General features: G+C 40.2%; 17 protein-coding genes. 9 read left to right on the top strand and 8 right to left on the bottom strand.

Annotation, left to right across the window (positions count from 1 at the left end; translation table 11 throughout):
* Positions 1–63 precede the first annotated feature (63 nt).
* The 6 genes from KIP84_RS10785 (at position 64) to phnX (ending at position 7,350) form a co-directional block, all read left to right on the top strand.
* Complete coding sequence (locus tag KIP84_RS10785) at positions 64–1,101, top strand: putative 2-aminoethylphosphonate ABC transporter substrate-binding protein (RefSeq protein WP_039765608.1); 1,038 nt, start codon at positions 64–66, stop codon at positions 1,099–1,101.
* A 22-nt stretch (positions 1,102–1,123) separates the two neighbouring features.
* On the top strand, positions 1,124–2,326 hold the full coding sequence (locus tag KIP84_RS10780) for an ATP-binding cassette domain-containing protein (RefSeq protein ID WP_213688452.1): 1,203 nt from the start codon (positions 1,124–1,126) through the stop codon (positions 2,324–2,326).
* Positions 2,320–4,029, top strand: a complete 1,710-nt coding sequence (locus KIP84_RS10775) for a putative 2-aminoethylphosphonate ABC transporter permease subunit (RefSeq protein WP_213688451.1) — start codon at positions 2,320–2,322, stop codon at positions 4,027–4,029. The genes KIP84_RS10780 and KIP84_RS10775 overlap by 7 nt, the downstream gene beginning before the upstream one ends.
* 101 nt (positions 4,030–4,130) lie before the next feature.
* Positions 4,131–5,285, top strand: a complete 1,155-nt coding sequence (locus KIP84_RS10770) for a TIGR03364 family FAD-dependent oxidoreductase (RefSeq protein WP_213688450.1) — start codon at positions 4,131–4,133, stop codon at positions 5,283–5,285.
* Between the two features lie 25 nt (positions 5,286–5,310).
* A complete protein-coding gene (gene phnW, locus KIP84_RS10765; RefSeq protein ID WP_213689839.1) occupies positions 5,311–6,498 on the top strand; it encodes a 2-aminoethylphosphonate--pyruvate transaminase in 1,188 nt (395 codons plus the stop codon).
* 36 nt (positions 6,499–6,534) lie between these two features.
* A complete protein-coding gene (gene phnX / locus KIP84_RS10760) occupies positions 6,535–7,350 on the top strand; it encodes a phosphonoacetaldehyde hydrolase (protein WP_199112271.1) in 816 nt (271 codons plus the stop codon).
* A 225-nt stretch (positions 7,351–7,575) separates the two neighbouring features.
* Here the strand turns inward: phnX and KIP84_RS10755 are convergent, their stop codons facing one another.
* Both KIP84_RS10755 and KIP84_RS10750 read right to left on the bottom strand, forming a co-directional pair.
* Positions 7,576–8,826, bottom strand: coding sequence for an MFS transporter (locus KIP84_RS10755; protein ID WP_213688449.1), 1,251 nt, complete (start codon positions 8,824–8,826; stop codon positions 7,576–7,578).
* A 61-nt stretch (positions 8,827–8,887) separates the two neighbouring features.
* Positions 8,888–10,039, bottom strand: coding sequence for an acyl-CoA dehydrogenase family protein (locus KIP84_RS10750; protein ID WP_213688448.1), 1,152 nt, complete (start codon positions 10,037–10,039; stop codon positions 8,888–8,890).
* 331 nt (positions 10,040–10,370) lie between these two features.
* Here KIP84_RS10750 and KIP84_RS10745 point away from each other — a divergent pair, with 331 nt between their 5' ends.
* Both KIP84_RS10745 and KIP84_RS10740 read left to right on the top strand, forming a co-directional pair.
* Complete coding sequence (locus tag KIP84_RS10745; protein ID WP_114172116.1) at positions 10,371–11,588, top strand: CaiB/BaiF CoA-transferase family protein; 1,218 nt, start codon at positions 10,371–10,373, stop codon at positions 11,586–11,588.
* A 186-nt stretch (positions 11,589–11,774) separates the two neighbouring features.
* The gene (locus KIP84_RS10740; RefSeq protein ID WP_000996082.1) at positions 11,775–12,620 is read left to right on the top strand and encodes an IclR family transcriptional regulator; all 846 of its coding nucleotides are present in this window, start codon (positions 11,775–11,777) and stop codon (positions 12,618–12,620) included.
* A 65-nt stretch (positions 12,621–12,685) separates the two neighbouring features.
* On the opposite strand, the gene KIP84_RS10735 is transcribed toward KIP84_RS10740, so the two are convergent.
* Positions 12,686–13,495 carry an enoyl-CoA hydratase gene (locus KIP84_RS10735; protein ID WP_213688447.1) on the bottom strand — a complete coding sequence of 270 codons (810 nt, stop codon included), beginning with the start codon at positions 13,493–13,495 and terminating at the stop codon, positions 12,686–12,688.
* A gap of 221 nt (positions 13,496–13,716) precedes the next feature.
* Between KIP84_RS10735 and KIP84_RS10730 the strand changes: the two genes are divergently transcribed.
* Positions 13,717–14,688 (top strand): nitronate monooxygenase family protein, encoded by a 972-nt coding sequence (locus KIP84_RS10730; protein ID WP_213688446.1) that lies wholly within the window; start codon positions 13,717–13,719, stop codon positions 14,686–14,688.
* 39 nt (positions 14,689–14,727) lie between these two features.
* Here KIP84_RS10730 and KIP84_RS10725 read toward each other — a convergent pair whose 3' ends face one another.
* From KIP84_RS10725 to KIP84_RS10705, 5 genes are all read right to left on the bottom strand, one after another.
* The gene (locus KIP84_RS10725) at positions 14,728–15,900 is read right to left on the bottom strand and encodes an MFS transporter (protein ID WP_213688445.1); all 1,173 of its coding nucleotides are present in this window, start codon (positions 15,898–15,900) and stop codon (positions 14,728–14,730) included.
* Positions 15,901–15,963: 63 nt separating this feature from the next.
* Positions 15,964–16,806, bottom strand: a complete 843-nt coding sequence (locus KIP84_RS10720) for an IclR family transcriptional regulator (protein WP_000081480.1) — start codon at positions 16,804–16,806, stop codon at positions 15,964–15,966.
* A 109-nt stretch (positions 16,807–16,915) separates the two neighbouring features.
* On the bottom strand, positions 16,916–18,121 hold the full coding sequence (locus tag KIP84_RS10715) for a 3-oxoadipyl-CoA thiolase (RefSeq protein ID WP_213688444.1): 1,206 nt from the start codon (positions 18,119–18,121) through the stop codon (positions 16,916–16,918).
* 14 nt (positions 18,122–18,135) lie between these two features.
* Entirely contained in the window at positions 18,136–19,659 is a 1,524-nt protein-coding gene (locus KIP84_RS10710) for a 3-hydroxyacyl-CoA dehydrogenase (RefSeq protein WP_213688443.1), read from the bottom strand.
* A 61-nt stretch (positions 19,660–19,720) separates the two neighbouring features.
* Positions 19,721–20,482, bottom strand: a complete 762-nt coding sequence (locus KIP84_RS10705; protein ID WP_213688442.1) for an SDR family oxidoreductase — start codon at positions 20,480–20,482, stop codon at positions 19,721–19,723.
* Positions 20,483–20,501 lie beyond the last annotated feature (19 nt).

The following is a 20,501-nucleotide window of genomic DNA, read 5'->3' as shown; positions in this document are numbered from 1 at the left end:
TTAAACTGTCATATAAAGCTGTTGAAATACGATCATCAACTAATTGCATTCGATGGTTTGCAGATGAAACAGTATGTTCAACAGACAATTAAACTCGGCACTGCATCAGTTTTAGGTGTGGTGGTCGCTATTCAAATGGGATGTTCATCAGCAACATCAAAACAATCAGAAGAAATTACAGTCTATACGGCAGTGGAAGCCGATCAGCTCAAACAGTACCAAGAAGAATTACATAAAGCCTATCCAGAGCTAAAAGTAAAATGGGTACGTGATTCAACAGGGGTGATCACCGCTAAACTTTTGGCAGAGCAGAAAAACCCACAAGCGGATGTAGTTTTTGGTGTTGCTTTAACCAGTTTGTTGGTCATGGAAAAGAAAGACATGCTTGAGCCTTTTAAACCAGAAGGCATTGAAAATTTAAAACCAGAATTTGTAAGTCAAAAACCTGTACCGACTTGGACGGGTATGGATGCATGGGAATCTGCAATTTGTGTAAATAAAGTCGAATTAGAAAAACGTAAGTTACCAATTCCAAAAACTTGGAAAGATTTAACCAACCCCATTTATAAAAACCTGATTGTGATGCCAAATCCGGCTTCGAGTGGCACAGGCTATTTAGATGTCACGGCTTGGATGCAAATTTGGGGCGAAAAGCAGGCATGGGACTATATGCAGGCTTTAGATAAAAACATTTCACAATATCCTCACTCTGGCTCAAAACCTTGCAAGATGGCTGCACAGGGCGAAATCCCAATTGGAATTTCCTTCGGTTATCCAGCCTTTAAATTAAAAGCAGAGGGTGCACCTTTAGAAGTGGTTTATCCAACTGAAGGTTTAGGTTGGGAAATGGAAGCGTCAGCAATTGTGAAAGGAACCAAGAAATTAAGTAGCGCACAAAAATTTATAAATTGGTCGGTAAGCAAAGCGGCAAATGAAGCCTATGCCCATAACTTTTCAATGGTGGCCTACAAAGGCATTGAAAATACCACTATGGACTTCCCGAAAAACCTTCCCCAAATGCTCGTAAAAAATGATTTTTATTGGGCGGCAGAGCAGCGTGAACGTATTTTGGCTGAATGGTCAAAGCGTTTTGAAAAGTGATCTTTTGGATAAGGGCCTTATTATGCAAATTCCTTCGTCATTGCAATCATCGCTGCTGGGTCAAAACCAAAAGGCCGAGTTAGCAGGGCATTTATTGTCGACATTAACGACCTATAAATATCCTGAACATGGCCCTTCGGTTTTAGAAGTGGTGGATATCCAAAAAAAGTTTCAACACTTTCAGGCCCTAACGCATATTAATTTAGACCTGAACGCTGGCGAGTTCGTGAGCTTTTTGGGACCTTCTGGATGCGGTAAAACCACATTGCTACGCATAATTGCGGGTCTAGAAAAACCTGATTATGGAAAGGTTATAAAAAAGGGCGCAGACATTACTTTGTTGAGTGCTGAAAAGCGTCACTGTGGCATTGTGTTTCAGAACTATGCGTTATTTCCAAACTTAAACGTTGAAGAAAATATTGCGTTTGGCTTAGACAAAAAGAAATGGGATAAGGCACAGCGTAGTCAACGAGTTCAGCAATTATTAGAACTGATTGAATTACCCGATATTGCTAAAAAATATCCAAATCAATTGTCGGGTGGGCAGCAGCAACGTGTTGCGCTTGCTCGGGCAATTGCACCGAAGCCTGATATTTTACTGTTGGATGAACCATTGTCTGCACTCGATGCTCAGGTACGTCTAAACCTAAGACAAAAGATCCGTTCGATTCAAACGCAGCTTAATTTGCCAACCATTATGGTCACACACGATCAAGAAGAAGCATTAAGCATTTCTGACCGTGTGGTGGTGATGAATCATGGCGTCATTGAGCAAATTGATACACCGCACAATATTTATTACAAGCCACAAACCCAATTCGTTGCTAAGTTTATTGGCACGATGAACTTTTTAAAAGCCACTTGTTCGGTCGTTAATCAGCTCGAGGTTTTAGGTTTTATTCCTCTAAATTTGGAGCAACAAAAACTTAAAGCAGGGGAAAATTACAGCATTGGTTTTAGACCCGAAGCCGTCGAGTTGGTTGATGATTTCGGTAGTGATAAAGAGTCGTTGTATTTGCCGGTTAAAGTATTAAGCACTGAATTTTTAGGTGCAAAACGCCGTTTATTTTGCGCTATTCATATCGATGGAATTGAGCAGACAAAACACCTTTTGCAAATTGAAATTGAAAATACCAAGTTCAAGTCCTTGCAAGAACTCATGTTTATAAAAGTGCCTAATCAGCTCATTCATGTCTTTGACGAACAAGGGTACTCACTATGTTAAATGAAGCTGCTTCAGCGGTTTTAAAAACACAGCCGCGTCGAAAAACTGAATATTCATTAAGATCAAATATTGCTTTAGCTATGGTCGCAATCGCTTTGACTTTAGCAATTATTGCTCCTTTAATGATGCTGTTTGAAACGGCATTTTTTGATGAAAATCAAAATTTTGTTGGCCTTGAAAATTTTTATAATTATTTTGCAAGTCCAGCTTTACTCAGCTCTGTATTTAACTCGGTGTGGGTTGCTTGTACTGCTACTGTCATTACAGTATTTCTTGCCAGTATTTATGCTTTTGCCCTGACCAATGTAAATATAAAAGGCAAAGGTTTCTTTAAGCTGGTGGCTTTTTTACCCATTTTAGCGCCGTCACTTTTGCCTTCTTTGGCATTGGTTTATTTATTTGGTAAGCAAGGTGTGTTTAAACCTTTACTGGGTGATATACAAATTTATGGTCCAATCGGTATTTTAATCAGTTATTGCTTTTGGCTATTTCCAGCAATTTTGATGTTGATGATGGTGTCTTTTCGCAGTGTTGATCAGCGTTTAATTGAGGCATCTTTGTCGCTCGGCAAAAATATCTGGAAGACACATTACCACGTCACGCTACCTGCAATTCGCTATGGACTCATCAGCGCAAGTCTGGTGGCCTTTATTTATGTGTTGACCGATTTTGGTATTCCAAAAGTCATTGGCGGTTCATTTAATATGATGGCGCTTGATGTCTATAAACAGATTATTGGTCAGCAAAATATGAGCATGGGTGCGGTCATTTCCATCTTGTTATTGCTACCAGCAGTGTTCGTCTTTATTTTCGATCGTATTCAAAGCAAACGCCATGCACGGTTTCAAGCTTTTCAGGCTAAACCTTATGTTTCAGCATCGAATAAAAAACTTGAAGTCGTTCTGGGCTTATTTTGTGGTTTAGTTTCAGGTGCGATTTTACTCATTATCTTTACTGCAGTGCTGGCTTCATTCATTCAGTCTTGGCCTTATGATTTGTCTTTAACCTTAGCACATTACAGTTTTGAATATGTCGATGGCGGCGGTTGGGCAGCGTACTTTAACTCGGTTCGTATGGCACTCTTTAGTACGGTTTTTGGAACAGCACTGATTTTTATGGTGGCACTATTAACCGAACGTTTTAAGGCACACCCACTCATTAAAAACTATGTGCAAGCTTTGGTTTTACTGCCACTTGCTGTACCTGGGTTGGTTCTAGGTATTGCTTATATTTTGTTTTTTAACCAGCAAAGCAACCCTTTAAATGTGCTGTATGGAACCATGACCATTTTGGTGATTTCAACCATCGTGCATTATTACACCGTCCCACACCTGACTTTAACCAATGCTATTAAACAGATTCCGTTACAGCTCGATCAGGCAGCAGAAACTTTAGGAACATCGAAGTGGAAAACCTTTTGGAAAGTGTATTTGCCCATGTGTTTTCCTGCGCTATGCGATGTATCGGTCTATGTTTTTGTGAATGCCATGACGACTGTGTCGGCTGCCATTTTCCTCTATTCACCAGACACCAGTTTAGCTGCGGTAGCTGTTTTAAATATGGATGATGCAGGAGACACGGTTGCTGCTGTTGCGATGAGCATTCTCATTTTAACCACCTCGTGTGTTGTAAAACTCATTCACTGGTTATTTACCCGAAAAATTATGGCAAGAAGTCAGCAATGGCGCGAAAGCTCCCATTAAGTTTTAGCTAAACACAATTTTTATTTAACCGACTGAAACGAAATGCTTTGTTCAACAAGGCAAGGGTTTATTCATCCTAAATTTAGAAAATTGGAAGTCTTATGAATAACGCAAAGTTTGATTTAATTGTTGTCGGCGCCGGTATTTTAGGTTTGTCCGCTGCCATACAGGCGCAAGAGCAAGGCTTAAAAGTCTGTATCTTCGAGAAAAATGCCAAACCTGTGGGTGCAACTCGCCGTAATTTTGGCATGGTCGGAACATCGACCTTAACCCATCCAGAGCAGCAGTGGCGAAACTACGCGCTTGAAACGCGTTCTTTTTATCAGCGTATTCAAGCTGAAACCGATATTTCGTTTGCTCAACGCCAAGGTGTGTATCTGGCAAACACTGCACTTGAATGGCAGGTTTTAAATGAGTTTGCCGAGCGTGCAAGTAACTATCAAATACCTGTGCATTTACGAAGTCATGATGAATTGGTCACCCAATTTTCCTATTTGAACCCCGAGCAGAAGTTTCAAGGTGGTTTGGTTTTTGAAGAAGATTATTCGGTCGAACCACATGTGGTTGGGCAACGACTATTGGCATATGTACAAAGAAAAGGTGTAGAGATTTATACCAATGCCTGTGTTGTTCAAACCCAATATCAGCATGAAAGTTGTCAGGTTCGCTTGGCAAATGGCGAGGCATATCGGGCAAATAAAGTTTTGATCTGCCACGGTGAAGTCATCGATGTTTTATATCCAGATCTCTTACAAAGTTTGAACTTGAAACGGTGTGGCTTACAAATGGCCCTAACTCAACGGTTTTACCAAAAATTAAATGCTTCTCTTTATTCAGGCTTATCTATTTCACGTTATCCGGCTTTTGAAATTTGCCCAAGTCATGCGGAGTTGGTTAAAGCGTCACAACAAGGTTTCATTAAAGAATACGGTATTCATATTCTGATTAAACAAAACGAATTTGGCGAACTCATCGTAGGTGATAGCCACGAATATCATTCAATTGATGAAGCGCCTCAGTTCGAGCAGCGTGAAGAGATTAATGAATTTATCCAAGCTTACTGCCATGAAAAATTAGGGCTGACTTTACCTCCAATTCAAAAACGTTGGAATGGTTATTACCTGACTCATGAAGATGAGTTGGCCTGTGTCACTGAAGCTGAAAAAAATATCTTTCTGGTGAGTGCAATTGCTGGCAAAGGTATGACCACAGGGGCCGGATTTATGAAAGAAATATTAGAAGAAAATATTTACTAGTTTTCATCTGGTTTAAACCAGATTGATGTATATTGAAATGAACGTGAAAGAAATGAGTAACATTATGAACATGCAACCCCAACTCGATATGGATTTAGAGAACAAATATTTGCTTCTTACTCCAGGACCATTATCAACATCGGCAACAGTACGCCGTGCAATGCAAAAAGATTGGTGTACGTGGGACCAAGAATACAACTCGCTGGTACAAGATATTCGTAATCGACTGGTAAAGTTGGCAACCAGCCAATCTGAAAAATATACGGCTGTGTTAATGCAAGGCAGTGGAAGTTTTGCTGTGGAGTCTGTGCTTGGGTCAGCTATTCCACGTGATGGCAAAATCTTGATTATTAATAACGGCGCATACGGTGCACGTATGGTGCAAATGGCGCGTTGCCTAAATATTGAAGTTGTAGAACTGAATTATTTAGAAACCCAAACACCAGATTTACAAGAAATTGAGCGTGTTTTAGAAGATAAAACTATTAGCCATGTTGCTTGTGTGCACTGTGAAACCACCACAGGTATTTTAAATCCAATTCAAGAGATAGGCCGTTTAGTTAAAGCAGCAGGAAAAATCTGGATTGTGGATGCCATGAGTTCATTCGGTGGTGTGCCCATGGATATTGCTGAGCTTGAAATTGATTTTCTAATTTCAAGTGCAAATAAATGTATTCAAGGTGTTCCGGGCTTTGGTTTTATTTTGGCAAAGCGTGATTGCCTAGAAGCATGTAAAGGTTTATCTCGTTCGGTAAGTCTCGATTTGTATGACCAGTGGAATACAATGGAGCAGTATAACGGTAAATGGCGTTTTACCTCGCCAACCCATGTGGTACGTGCTTTTTATCAAGCCTTACTTGAGCTTGAGGCAGAAGGCGGAGTTGCTGCACGTTATCAACGTTATTTACAAAACCAACAAACCTTATCGCAAGGTATGCAACAACTGGGCTTTGAGTTGGTACTCGGTGAAGAGTGCCCACAATCACCCATCATTACCACTTTTCTTTACCCAACAGCCAAGTCATTTAGCTTCCAGTCATTTTATGAAACGCTGAAAAAATCAGGCTACGTAATTTATCCGGGCAAAGTCACTGACCTTAACTGCTTCCGTATTGGCAATATTGGCGAAGTTTATATTCATGACATTGAAGGGCTTCTTGCTGCGATTGCGAACTACTGTGAAAACCACCTAAACCAAGCTGTAACAGCATAACTTTTATTAAAACATTTGAATTAAAGGGAATACTTCATGACGACCAACAATACACAAATTCAGGCTGTGGTTTTTGACTGGGCTGGTACAACTGTAGATTTTGGCTCACGTGCACCAATTTTAGCTTTTATGGCTTTGTTTAAAGACAATAAAGTTGAAATTACGGTTGAAGAAGCGCGTGCGCCAATGGGTTTAGAAAAACGTGACCATATTGCAGCAGTTTTAAAAATGCCGCGTGTAGCGACTGCATGGCAGGAAGTATATGGGAAGCCTGCAACTGAAGCAGATATTGATCGGTTATATAAAGATTTTATTCCTTATCAATTAAAATCGATTCCAACATGTTCTGCTTTAATTCCGGGTGCATTAGAAACGTTTGAGAATATTAAAAAGCGTGGTGCAAAAATCGGCAGTAACACGGGTTATGCATCCATGATGATTGGTCGTTTGGTCAAAGATGCTGCCGATCAGGGTTATCGACCGGACTGTATCGTTACGGCAAGTGACGTGAAATTTGGCCGTCCATATCCTGAAATGCTATGGAAAAACTTAATTCAACTCGACGTATCTGACATCAAAACCGTTGTAAAAGTAGATGATACAGTGGTGGGTATTGACGAAGGTTTAAACGCAGGGTGCTGGACAGTAGGACTTGCGATTAGTGGTAATGAAGTCGGTTTAAGCTATGAAGAGTGGAGTTCGCTATCGGCCGATGAACAGATTATTCTAAAAGATAAGGCATACCAAAAAATGAATGCGTCTGGCGCGCACTATGTGATTGATAGTGTTGCTGATTTGCCAAATGTTTTAGATGATATTGAACGCCGTTTGGGGCAGGGTGAACGACCTTAAACAAAGTTTAGGTCTATATCTTTTTTAAGCTTAGCTCCCTCGGGAGCTAAGCTTACCTAAAAAATTAAAATGAAGAGTAGATACACTCTACATATGTGGAAATAAGGAGTAACTTTAAGAGGTAAATTCCTTATTTCCTGCTAACCATCTAAAACACATGTTTAGATCGTTAGTACCATCAATCCTATAGACACAGGACCTATAGGATTTTTTGTGATGGATCTTTTACGACTTTTGAGGGTCATATAATTTTTCTTTAATAAATAGGGCTGGTATCACGCCACAAATCAGGTAGGCAGCACCCATCACGACAAAACCTAAACCAATTGACCCGCCAGAGGCTAAGAAACCAATAGTTGCAGGGGCTAAAGCAGCACCTAAACGTCCAACGTTATAAGCACCGCCAATGGCTGTACCGCGAATAGCGGTCGCAAAGCTTTCAGTCATGTAGGTTGCATTTACGCCATACGGGATGCCGTAGAGGAAACCAAAGGTCACCAGTAAATATAGAATGTTGCTTGGCGAGTTATAAAAAACAATCAGAGGTAGGAAAATAGCAGTGCCGATTGCACCAAAGGCATAGGTAAAACGACGTCCTAATTTATCGGCCATCATGCCCGCAAGAACTTTACCCAAAATCATGGCGGTATATGTACCTACCATATAGGCAGTCATTTCCTTAAATTTCATACCCAATTCACTTTCAAGGTATGACGGCATCCAGTTGTTTACACCATAGTAGCCAAACTGTAAAAAGCCCGCTGTTAATGCCCATAAGATAAACATATTGCGGTTTCGTTTATCTTGGAAAATAAGCTTAAATGCTGAAGTTTTTTGAGCATTTTGAGTCACAACAGGTTGTTGTAGTCGAGACTTTTGCCATGCTTCTGGTTCTGGTACAAGAATATGCATAAGGACAGCAATAATGATCGGAATAATCGCAACATAAAACAGCATGCGCCAGCCATAATCAGGAATAATCCAACCTGCAAGCAAAGTCGCAACAATATAGCCAACCGTCCAACCTGCTTGTAAAGTACCCAGTACTGTGGTGCGATAACGGGTTGGGACATATTCGGCCATGAGGGTATTACAGGCAATATAAAGTGAACCTAAACCCAGTGATGCGAAAAATCTTAAAATACCAAACTGAAGAAAGCTTTGGGTGAAACCTAAGCCACAGGTGAGGAGCGAGAAAGTTAAAATAGAAATAACCACAATGCGCACACGACCAAATTTATCGCACGCCCATCCCCCAAAAATGCCACCAACAGCCATGCCTGCCAATGTGAAACTGCCAAGCATACCTGCTTGTACTGAACTTAATCCAAAATCTGCCTTAATACTATTTAAGCTATAAGACAGCATCATCAAATCTGCACCATCTACCAACAGTGCTAGAAAAGCAAAAGTAAAAGCTATTTTCCACGTATGAGGCTGTATACGAGAAAGACCTTCTTTGTAATTTGTAGCCATAATCCATTACCTACATTTGATAAAAAGCACTTCAAGTCGTTTTAAAGTGCTTAAAATTTGGTTAAGACGCAGCGCGAATCATGTTTCGGGCAATAATCACTTGTTGAATTTGAGTGGTCCCTTCATAGAGACGGAACAAACGAACATCTCGATAAAAACGTTCAATGGCATATTCACTGATGTAACCCGCACCGCCGTGAATTTGTACACAACGATCAGCAACGCGGCCACACATTTCAGTTGCAAACATTTTTGCGCATGAGGCTTCGGTGCTAACGTTTTGACCTGCATCGCGTAGGCGTGCAGCGTCTAAGACCATACATTTAGCTGCATAAATTTCAGCTTTTGAATCGGCAAGCATGGCTTGAATGAGTTGGAATTCGGCAATCGGTTGTCCAAATTGCTTGCGTTCGATGGCGTAATTTAAAGAGTCGTCTAGCATTCGTGTTGCTGCGCCGACACTCAAAGCCGCAATATGCAAACGGCCTTTATCGAGTACTTTCATAGCAGTTTTAAAACCAACACCTTCTATACCACCAATGAGCGCTGAAGCAGGGATGCGACAATTTTCAAAAATAACGTCACAGGTATGGGCACCTTTTTGTCCCATTTTTTTATCGCGTTTGCCAAGAGAAATGCCCGGAGTTTGGCTATCGACAATAAAAGCAGAAATGCCACCAGCACCTTTAATATCAGGATTTGTACGTGCCATGACTGTAAATACACCAGCGTGAGGAGCATTGGTAATAAAGCGTTTGGTGCCATTTAAAATATAAAAATCACCCTCTTTTACTGCGCTGGTTTTTAAAGAGGCTGCATCAGAACCCGCATCTGGTTCGGTTAAGCAAAAAGAACTAATCACTTCACCACGTGCTAAACGTGGCAAGAAAAATGATTTTTGTGCTTCGGTCCCATCAATAATCAGGCCACTTGAGCCAATGCCATTATTGGTTCCAATCAGAGAGCGAAAAGCAGGAGAGGTACGACCCAATTCAAAAGCCACGTAGACCTCTTCTTCCATTGTTAGTCCAAGACCTTCGTACTCTTCAGGAATGGTTAAACCGAATAAGCCGAGAGCTTTCATTTGCTCAACAATATCTTGAGGAATTTCATCCGTTTCAGCGACTTCATTCTCATGAGGAATTAATACACCTTCAACAAATTGTCGAATCATATCAACAAGTTGATTTAAGGTTTCCTGATCTCGAATCATAGTCTCGTCCTTTTACTACATACTAAAAACATCAATGTGATGTTCGTAAAATCACCAATATTTGAAGCGATAGTAATCAAACGATGAACGCAAAACAATATATTTTGAAAGTTAATTTCGCAATGCGATACTTTGTTATTGATTTATGTTTGGCTAATTTATTGATTTATTTGAGCTATATTTTCTTATAAAAAATCATTATTTTTAGTGGAAAATTAAAGTTTGATTTTTAAAAAGAGCTGTGTATATTAAAAATATATATCGCTATGCGAAATTTTAAATGGATAAGTTTTCCTATAGGAAATAAGTCACAAAATATAGTGGGATGAAGATGGGTGCTTTAAATGGAATTCGGGTACTTGACTTAAGTCGGGTATTGGCTGGGCCTTGGTGTGGGCAGATTCTTGCCGATTTAGGCGCAGAAGTAATCAAGATTGAACGACCAAAAGTCGGTGACGATACCCGTTCTTGGGGGCCGCCTTGGATGAAAGATGACTCAGGCCAAGACACTCAAGAAGCTGCTTATTATCAGTCTACCAACCGCAATAAACTATCGGTTGCCATCGATATTGCCAGTCCTGATGGCCAAGAATTGATTAAAGCTCTTATTCAAGACACCGATGTTGTGATTGAAAACTACAAAGCGGGTTCTTTGAAAAAATACGGTTTAGACTACGAGTCTTTATCTGCGATTAACCCTAAACTGGTGTATTGCTCGATTACAGGTTTTGGTCAAAATGGTCCAAGAGCAGAAGAGCCCGGTTATGACTTTATTATTCAGGGCATGGGCGGACTCATGTCTGTTACGGGTGAGCGTGATGATTTGCCCGGCGGTGGTCCACAAAAAGTAGGGGTCGCATTTTCTGATTTAGCTACAGGACTTTATTCTACGATTGCCATACAGGCTGCTTTACTCAACCGCCATGTGACAGGTTTAGGCCAATACATTGATATGGCTTTGCTTGATGTTCAAATTGCCACAATGGCAAATCAGGGAATGAATTATCTTTCATCGGGTAATATTCCTAAGCGTTATGGCAATGCACACGCCAATATTGTGCCTTATCAAGTGTTCAAAGCTTCTGACCGTGATTTCATTATTGCGTGTGGAAATGACACTCAGTTTATTCAACTCTGTCGAAGTATTGGTTTACCCGATTTACCAAATGATGCACGTTTTGCTCGAAATGCGGACCGAATCAAGCATCGTGATGAAATTATCGGGATTTTACAAACTCACTTTTTAACAAAAACAGCAGATGAATGGGTAGATGCAATTTATGCCGCTAAAGTTCCCGTCGGTGTGATTAATAACTTGGAACAAGCTTTTCAAGAACCGCAAGTAATTGCCCGAGAAATGTTAGTCGAGATGAATCATCCTCAACGTGAAAAACTGAAGGTAATTGGGTCACCAATCAAACTTTCTAGAACACCTGTTGAATACAAAACAGCACCACCGCTGCTGGGAGAACATACGCAGGCCGTTTTGGGAAGAGTGGTTTCTTCAGAAAAACTGGCTGAGCTCAAAGAAAAAGGTGTAATTGGGTAGGTGGCTTAAAAGCGGAAGGTTAAAATTATATTTAAAATCAGAAAATAAAATATTTAATCTTTCGCTTTAATGAGTTAAATGAAGTTATCTTTTAGATGCAGACTCGGATGTTTGCTCTTTTGCTATTTATAGAAAAAATAGATTATAATTTTCGCAGTGCGAAACAAAATATGGATTGGTATGACAATGAACGACGCAGTTGATGCAGAACAGACAGAAAAATTATTAGCGCCTTTAAGGCATGAATTATTACATCCGATTGAAGACATGCAAGATGAAAATGATCGCCAATTTATTACTGCATTAGCACGTGGTTTAGAGCTATTACGTTGTTTTACGCCTAAGCATCAGCATTTGGGTAACCAAGAGCTTGCTCAGATGACCGGTTTGCCAAAACCAACCATTACTCGCCTTACACATACCTTGTCGCGTTTGGGTTATATCAAACAAGTACCTAACTCAAGCAAATTCCAGCTTTCAGTAGGGGTTCTTGCGTTTGGTTACTCCATGTTGTCTAACGTATCGATTCGCTCTATTGCTCATCCATATATGAAAAATTTGGCAGACTATGCTGGCGCTGCTGTAGCCATGGCAACACGTGATCGATTGAACATGATTTATCTTGATGTGGTGCAAGGCAAAGGCAATATGACCATGCGTCGTCAAGTTGGAACTTATTTACCGATTCATTTAAGTTCGATGGGGCGTGCATGTTTAGCGGCAATGCCTGAAGATGAGCGAGAGTTTTTACTTGATGCCATTCGTAGCAAGCACAAAGAAGACTGGATCAAAATTAACCGTGATCTAGACAAAGCTTTTAAAGACTACCAAGATTTTGGATACTGTTTTTCAATCGGTGAATGGCATAAAGATGTCAATTCAGTTGCAGTTCCACTGATTCATGAACAACATGGTTTGCTGGTATTCAACTGTGGCGGCCCAAGCTTTATTATGAATCGTGAAAAACTCGAAGAAGATATTGCACCGCGTCTTTTACACATGGTGAATAATATTCGTACTGAGATTAGCTAAACCAATCTGATTTACTTATAAAAGCCAGCTTTGATTTTCAATGCTGGCTTTTTAATGGGTGAGCTTTAAGCTGTTTGGTTGTGAAAGTTCGGTTTTCTTTTTTCTTTAAAAGCATTTAATGCTTCTTTAAACTCAGAACCTTGCAAAAAATGCGAGAAAATAGTCGACTCATGATCAATACGATTGAGTAGATCATCAATTGGCATATCTCTTAGTAACTTTTTACTGAGTTGTAAGGCTTGGCTTGGTTTGTGAGCAAGTTTAATAGCCACATCTTCAACCGCTTGATCCAGCTCAGTTGCCTCAAATATTTCATTTACCAGACCATAATTCTTTGCTTGGTCTGCCGAAAACTTTTCACCCAATAAAATAATCTCAGAAGCACGAGCAAAGCCCAATAGTCTTGGCAAGATGTAACTTGAACCCGCTTCAGGTACAAGTCCCAAATTCACAAAGGGGAATTGGAAAATAGAGTTTTGGCTTGCATACACAAGGTCGCAATGTAGAAGCATGGTGCTGCCAATACCAATTGCTACACCATTTACTTTAGCAATAATCGGTTTTGGAAACGTTGCTAAGCTTTTTAAGAAAACAATCGAAGCGGGTGGTTCGGAACTGGTGGTATCGCGTTTTTCAAATGCATTTACATCATTACCACTGGTAAATGCGGAGTCTTCACCAGTCAGCACAACCACATGAATGTCTTGATTGGTTGCAGCTTGATCTAATGCCTGACTTAAAGCTGCATACATTTCATAATTAATTGCATTCTTTTTAGTGGCATTACTCATGGTGAGCGTTAGTATATTTCTATCAAAATACTTATGAATTGTGCCTGTTTTAAGCTCGCTTTGGGTTTTGTTGTTCTGCTGCATCGTTCATTCCTTTAAATAATTTTCCGTCTAAAATTTAAACTGATGCTATCGAAAAATAATTCCGTTATCAATTATTTTGTTTTATATTGTGGTATAAAATTTTGTATTGTGAAATTTTTAACTTAAATTACTTTAAATGTTGATAGGATTTATGCGTAAATAAGCATCTAGCCCTGCTAAGGAAATAAGAGGCTGGCTATAGAACAGTGAGTGGAAAGAATATGAAGACCAAAATTACAGAATTATTTGAAATTGAGCATCCAATTATTCAAGGCGGTATGCATTATGTTGGTTTTGCAGAGCTTGCAGCTGCGGTTTCAAACGCGGGCGGGTTAGGTATTATCACTGGCCTAACTCAGCGTACGCCTGAAAATCTGGCAAAAGAAATTACACGTTGCCGAGAAATGACCGATAAGCCTTTTGGGGTAAATTTAACCTTTTTACCTACCGTAAATACTCCTGATTATCCGGGTTTTGTAGAGGCAATTATTAAAGGTGGAGTCAAGGTTGTAGAAACAGCAGGGCGTAATCCTGAACAGGTGATGCCATATTTAAAGGCTGCTGGTATTAAAGTAATTCACAAATGTACTTCGGTTCGACATAGCTTAAAAGCTCAGCAAATTGGATGTGATGCGGTTTCTGTAGATGGTTTTGAGTGTGGTGGGCATCCTGGTGAGGATGATGTGCCAAATATGATTTTATTACCTTTAGCAGCCGATGCATTAGACATCCCGTTTGTTGCCTCTGGTGGTATGGCAGATGGGCGCTCACTTGCTGCGGCTTTAGCGATGGGAGCCGATGGAATTAATATGGGAACCCGTTTTATTGCGACTCAGGAAGCACCTGTACATGAAAATGTGAAACAGGCGATTTTGAATGCAACCGAAAGAGATACGCGTTTAATTATGCGTGCTTTGCGAAATACAGAACGTGTCATGAATAATGCTGCTGTAGAAAAAATCGTAGCAAAAGAAAAAGCACTTGGCGATAACATTAAATTTGAAGATATTATTGAAGAAGTTGCAGGGGTTTATCCAAAAGTGATGATTGATGGCGATGTAAATGCAGGTGCATGGTCATGTGGGTTAGTGGCTAGCTTGATTCATGATATTCCGACATGCGATGAACTGGTTAGCCGGGTTGTCAAAGAGGCAGAAGACATTATTCGTGGTCGATTATTAGGGCTTTTATAACGAACCATTAACCTACTTTATATAAGATCAGCACAAGCTTTAATTGTGCTGATTTTTTGCATCATGTACACAATAATAAAGACATAAAACGGCAAAAATTAAACCCAAAATACAGACACCTGTCCATCCGAAGTGTTTCCAAGCATAACTTCCTGCCGTTGTGCCTAAAGCACCGCCAGCAAAGTAACCCGTCATATAAATGGCGTTAAAACGTGAGCGTAGTTCTTGATTAAGTTTAAATACAATACTTTGGTTGGTGACATGTACCGCAGAAAGAGAAGCGTAGAGAATGAGTAAGGCAATAATATAAAAGGCGAAATGGTAGGGTAAAAGTGAAAACAGAACCCAACTTAAAATAAGGCCAACGCCACAATAAATTGAAATTTTATGGACATAGCCTTGGTCAATAAATTTGCCTGAAAAATTGGCAACGAAAGTTCCTAACACGCCAACAAAACCGAAAAGGCCAATGGTAAAGTCACTAAAAAAATAGGGCGCTGGAGCCAGAAGCAAAGACATGGTGGTAAAGGTTAAACTTACACAAGCAAATGTAAAACCACCAATATAAGTTCTGGTTCTTAACCGTCGATTTTGAATAAAAATCTGTGGAAGAGAGCGAATAGTTTTTACATAATTTTCAGATTTAGTCGGTGGAAATAACCCAATATTACGATGCAAAATAATGGCAATGATGAGTAACAGAAAACCACTGACCAGATAAATAATATTCCATGCAAAAAGTGTAGACATTAGCCCAGAAAGGGAGCGGGCGAGTAAAACCCCCATCATCAGTCCACTCAGTAGAAAGCCAACGACACGACCGCTTTGTTGAATTGGAACCAGACTTGCAGCAAGCGGTAACAACAGTTGGGCTGCACTAGAAAATAGGCCAGTAATGACAGTACCAAGCAGTAAAAGATAAATATTGTGCGAAAACCCGCTAATAATTAATCCGCTTGAAGCCAATAACATAAAGATAAATAGCAGCTTGCGCTTTTCTAATATGTCACCCAACGGCATTAAAAAGAGTAAGCCACATGCGTAGGTGATTTGGGCTAGAGTTGGCACCCACGCTGTAGTTGTTTCAGTTAAATCTAGGCTTACACTAATTGAATGAATAAGTGGCTGACTAAAATAATTTCCACCTGTACAAATGCCTGCGGCAATCGCCATTAAAATAATGGTTGGGGTATAGAGTGCGTTTTTCATCATGCCTTAGTCATAATGAAAGTGGAACTTTAATCAATACAACCATGACTGTTTTAAGCACGACTGTTAGTGCGTTTCATTCAAAGCATCTTGAATATTGTGCACCATGTGGATTAAACGTGGTCCAATTTCACCTTCAAGTTTTTCCGGATTTAAATGAAAACTTGGCGCACCACAGTTAAAAACATAAAGACCGTGTTTCGAGCTGACCAAAGGTACAGCCACTGAGTTCACTTCTTTATGCCACTCACCTAAAGACAAACAATATCCATAATCTTGGTAATCACGGAAAGCTCGTTCTAATGAGCGTTTTATGGCTGGCCAGTTTTCGGGATTTTTTTGTTTCAACGCATCAAGTAGAAAATTGCGCTCACGTTCAGGGGTCGCAGCCAAGCATGCTCGGCCCATAGAACTACTATGAATTGGCAAAGTCGAACCAATTGGACGGCGCATATTTAAGGCTGTTTCAATTTGCACAACATCGATATACACCATATTTAAGCGGTCACGTGTTGCCATCGCCACAGGCGCTTGAACATACTGGCTCATCTCTTCCATATATTGATGAGCAATATTACGAATCGAGATGTTAGATAAAGCTGCGTATCCTAAAGATAAGACACCAATATCTAATGTGTACTTGGTCGAGTTAGGCAGTTGTTTTAAATAACCTAATGACACAAGGGTATTGGTAATACGTGCAATGGTCGGTTTAGGTAAACCTGTCATTTTTGCTAATTCTTGGTTGCCAAGCACCTGATTATTTGCAGAAAAGCATCTTAAAAGTTCTAAACCGCGCGCTAAAGAAGCAATAAATTGCGGATTATTTTCCCGATGTATATGCGAAATAGGATCTAAACGTATCTCATCAAAATTTATTGGTTTCTCAGTTTCCGTGTTTTGAGACATTCGATCCTCAAATATAATTAAAGCAATAGTTTTGCCATTATATTTCGCTCTGCAAAATAAATCCATTCATCACTGCGCTGTTGTGATGAATGGATATCTGGTTCAATGGTTATGAAACGTTTTCAATCACCATTGCAAGACCTTGGCCTACACCAATACATAGGCTCACCACGGCATATTTTTTCTTACGGCGAATTAACTCCCGCGCTACTGTTAACGCAAGACGAGCGCCAGAGGCACCAAGTGGATGACCAACTGCAATTGCACCACCGTTGGGGTTCACACGCGGGTCATTAAAATCAACATTTAAACCTTTTAAACAAGATAAAACCTGTGAAGCAAAGGCTTCATTAATTTCAATAATATCCATGTCATCTAAAGTAAGGCTAGCACGAGTAACTGCTTTTTTAATGGCTTCGATCGGGCCTGCACCCATAATGCGCGGTTCAATACCCGCAGCTGCCGCTGATAAAATTTTTGCCATTGGTTTTAGGCCATATTTTTGACCCGCAGCTTCTGAACCAATCAATAGGGCTGCTGCACCATCATTAATGCCTGAAGCATTACCAGCTGTAACCACGCCACCTTCAAATAGAGGTTTTAACTTTGTGAGTGCTTCAACAGTTGAGCTTGGGCGAGGGTGTTCATCTTCTGAAACGAGTTTGGGCGGTAATTTTTTGCCTTGGAAAACCTCAATTGGAGTAATTTCATCAGCAAAGAAACCTTCTTCTTTGGCTTTTTGATATTTGGCTTGTGATTGAGCTGCAAATAAATCAGCTTGCTCACGGCTAATACCAAAGTCGGCTGCAACGTTATCGCCTGTTTCAGGCATTGAATGACCGCCGTACTGAGCAATAATTTTTTTATTTGGAAAGCGAGAGCCAATGGTGGTGTCATAAATTTTTGCATCACGGCTATAAGCACTTTCAGCTTTACCCATCACAAAGGGTGCACGTGACATACTTTCTACACCACCTGCAATATACAGTTCTCCTTCACCACAAGTAATGGCACGTGCTGAGTCAATCACAGCGCCTAAACCACTAGCACATAGGCGGTTTACCGTTTGGCCCGGCACAGTGACAGGTAAACCGGCAAGCAATAGTGCATTTCGTGCCACATTACGACTATCTTCACCCGCTTGGTTGGTGTCGCCTAAAATCACATCTTCAATATCAGCGCCCGGTATACCAGTTTTTTCTAGTAGTTTTTGAATGATAGTGGCAGCTAAATCATCAGGGCGAATTGAGGCAAGTTCACCTGCATGGCGGCCAAATGGGCTACGCAAACCATCATAGATATATGCATTTAACATTGAGAAATTCCTTTTCAAGACTCGTGAGTAAAAGTAAGAGGTAAATGAAGTGCGACACGACGCTGTAACCACGGGCTAGGGCGGTAACGTGGGTCATGCGTAAGTGCTGTGATACGGTTCAGAATGAGTAAGATTTTTTCGCTGCCGACTTGATCGCCCCATTCAATTGGGCCAAATGGATAACCTAAACCAAGACGTACCGCGGCATTAATGTCATCTACAGTGGCAACATTTTGCTGTGCAATATCGCAGCCTAAATTAATGACCATGGCTAAAACGCGCTGCGCAACAAAGCCAATACTTTCAGCAATCATGCTCACCACATTTCCATCTAAATTGAAAATAGAGTGAGCTGCTTGACGATATTCAGGTTTGGTAACAAGTGAAGGCATCAAGGTGCGGTGCTTTGCAATGCCATAAAGCATGTCTATAGCAACGGCTTGTTCGAGGTTAATCCCTAGTCGGGTCGCCGCTTGGGTTGTGTCTTCACCGTAACAAGCGAGCAAACATAAGCTATCTGTTTGTGGTTCCGAATTGGTGTCTAAGGTAATATTTTGCTGAGTTAAATAATCTTCGAGCTGTTTTTTATCGTCTAAAAAATCTGCCGCAATCCAAACTTTTGGATATTGTGCTAAACGCTCTACAAACTTCGCAGGTTGTTCACCTGTTTTTGAACCAGTTTCATAGTTATAAAAACCTTGATTAACTTTACGTCCAAGTTGTTTGGCATCTAGCATTTGTTTGGTGAGCGGGTTTGGTTTGTAGCGGGCTTCTTCATAGTATTGGTGATAAATCGACTCCATGACTGGATGAGAAACATCAAGACCTGTTAAATCGAGTAATTCAAAAGGACCCATTCTAAAACCAACGCCGTCACGTAAAATTCGATCAATTTCACTGATATCACAGACGTTCTCATTTAAAATTTTAAGCGCTTCTGTTCCATAAGCTCTGCCCGCGTGATTAATAATAAATCCAGGGGTGTCCTTCGCTACAACAGGGCGGTGACCAAATGCACGAGACAGATCGTTTAAAGCATCAATAATAAGTGGATCTGTTTTTAAACCACGAATGACTTCGACCACTTTCATGAGTGGAACTGGGTTAAAAAAATGATAACCCACAACACGCTCAGGCTTTTTACAGTTTGCCGCAATGGCTGTAATAGAAAGAGAAGAGGTGTTTGAGGCTAAAATAGTATTATCCGAAACAATATCTTCAAGTTGCTGCATCAAGCTTTGTTTGATATCAAGACGTTCAACAATTGCTTCTACAATCAGGTCGCAATTTTTTAAATCTTCAATTTGATGAACAACAATTAAATGGTTATTTGCCGCTGTCGCTTGCTCAGATGTAATTTTATTTTTGTCGACTAACTTTTGAAATGTAGCAGCCAGTTTTTCTTTTGCCTGTTCTGCTGCACCGGCTTTGGCATCATATAAATAAGTGGTATGACCTGACTGTGCAGCAATTTGAGCAATACCACTGCCCATGACACCTACACCAATCACAGCCATGCTTTTAATATCATAAGTCATGTCGATCATCCTGATTATTGATCTATATTTGAAATTAAACGGAAAAATAGGGTTGGGTGATTTAGCTTAAACATTGTTTATCACCATCAATTGGTAAGATTTGTCCTGAAATTGAGCGGCCACTATCTGATGCTAAAAATAGGCATAAATCTGCAATATGTTTTGGATTGACAAAATATTTGAGTGACTGATTTTTCAGTGCATTTTGAATCACTTCTTCAAGTGAGGTATGCGCTACATCGGCACGGGCCTGTAATACGCGTTGAACCCGATCACCATCGACTGCACCCGGAAGAATAGCGTTAACTCGAATATTGTCTGCACCGAGTTCCATAGAAAGGGTTTTGGTAAAACCGATCAGCCCCCATTTTGAGGTGGAGTAAGCTAATCGGTATGGATAGCCTAAGCGTCCGGCAATAGATGACATATTAATAATCACGCCTGCTTCTGCTTTCTTTAAATAGGGAATTGTTAATTGGGTAATTAAAAAAGTGCTATTCAGGTTTAAATTTATAACTGTATTCCAATCTTCAAAACTTAGCTCATCTGCGGCAACAGTCGGGCCTGAAATGCCTGTGTTATTAACTAAAATATCAATACCGCCAAGTTTCTGAACTGCATGACCAAACATGAGTTTAATTTGCTCATGATTAGCTAAATCACAGGTATATATGTGCAGCTTTGGATAATCTTTTTGAAATTGTTCTAGGCTTTTAGCATTAATATCACAAACGAAAACCTCATCCTGATTGTTTAAAAAGACTTCAGCAATGCATCGTCCAATCCCTGAGCCACCTGCACTAATCAATACTTTTCTGGCCATTTTCATTCCTTTGTTATTA

This window comes from Acinetobacter sp. BHS4, assembly GCF_018454425.1.
GTDB classification, from domain to species: Bacteria; Pseudomonadota; Gammaproteobacteria; order Pseudomonadales; family Moraxellaceae; genus Acinetobacter; species Acinetobacter pittii.
Note: the sequence above shows the minus strand (reverse complement) of the source record. Positions and strands in the feature narration are given on the sequence as shown.

Coding starts and splice junctions, on each gene's coding strand:
- KIP84_RS10785 (WP_039765608.1), top strand. CDS start 64: ATGAAACAGTATGTTCAACAGACAATTAAACTCGGCACTGCATCAGTT.
- KIP84_RS10780 (WP_213688452.1), top strand. CDS start 1,124: ATGCAAATTCCTTCGTCATTGCAATCATCGCTGCTGGGTCAAAACCAA.
- KIP84_RS10775 (WP_213688451.1), top strand. CDS start 2,320: ATGTTAAATGAAGCTGCTTCAGCGGTTTTAAAAACACAGCCGCGTCGA.
- KIP84_RS10770 (WP_213688450.1), top strand. CDS start 4,131: ATGAATAACGCAAAGTTTGATTTAATTGTTGTCGGCGCCGGTATTTTA.
- phnW (WP_213689839.1), top strand. CDS start 5,311: ATGTATATTGAAATGAACGTGAAAGAAATGAGTAACATTATGAACATG.
- phnX (WP_199112271.1), top strand. CDS start 6,535: ATGACGACCAACAATACACAAATTCAGGCTGTGGTTTTTGACTGGGCT.
- KIP84_RS10755 (WP_213688449.1), bottom strand. CDS start 8,826: ATGGCTACAAATTACAAAGAAGGTCTTTCTCGTATACAGCCTCATACG.
- KIP84_RS10750 (WP_213688448.1), bottom strand. CDS start 10,039: ATGATTCGAGATCAGGAAACCTTAAATCAACTTGTTGATATGATTCGA.
- KIP84_RS10745 (WP_114172116.1), top strand. CDS start 10,371: ATGGGTGCTTTAAATGGAATTCGGGTACTTGACTTAAGTCGGGTATTG.
- KIP84_RS10740 (WP_000996082.1), top strand. CDS start 11,775: ATGAACGACGCAGTTGATGCAGAACAGACAGAAAAATTATTAGCGCCT.
- KIP84_RS10735 (WP_213688447.1), bottom strand. CDS start 13,495: ATGCAGCAGAACAACAAAACCCAAAGCGAGCTTAAAACAGGCACAATT.
- KIP84_RS10730 (WP_213688446.1), top strand. CDS start 13,717: ATGAAGACCAAAATTACAGAATTATTTGAAATTGAGCATCCAATTATT.
- KIP84_RS10725 (WP_213688445.1), bottom strand. CDS start 15,900: ATGATGAAAAACGCACTCTATACCCCAACCATTATTTTAATGGCGATT.
- KIP84_RS10720 (WP_000081480.1), bottom strand. CDS start 16,806: ATGTCTCAAAACACGGAAACTGAGAAACCAATAAATTTTGATGAGATA.
- KIP84_RS10715 (WP_213688444.1), bottom strand. CDS start 18,121: ATGTTAAATGCATATATCTATGATGGTTTGCGTAGCCCATTTGGCCGC.
- KIP84_RS10710 (WP_213688443.1), bottom strand. CDS start 19,659: ATGACTTATGATATTAAAAGCATGGCTGTGATTGGTGTAGGTGTCATG.
- KIP84_RS10705 (WP_213688442.1), bottom strand. CDS start 20,482: ATGGCCAGAAAAGTATTGATTAGTGCAGGTGGCTCAGGGATTGGACGA.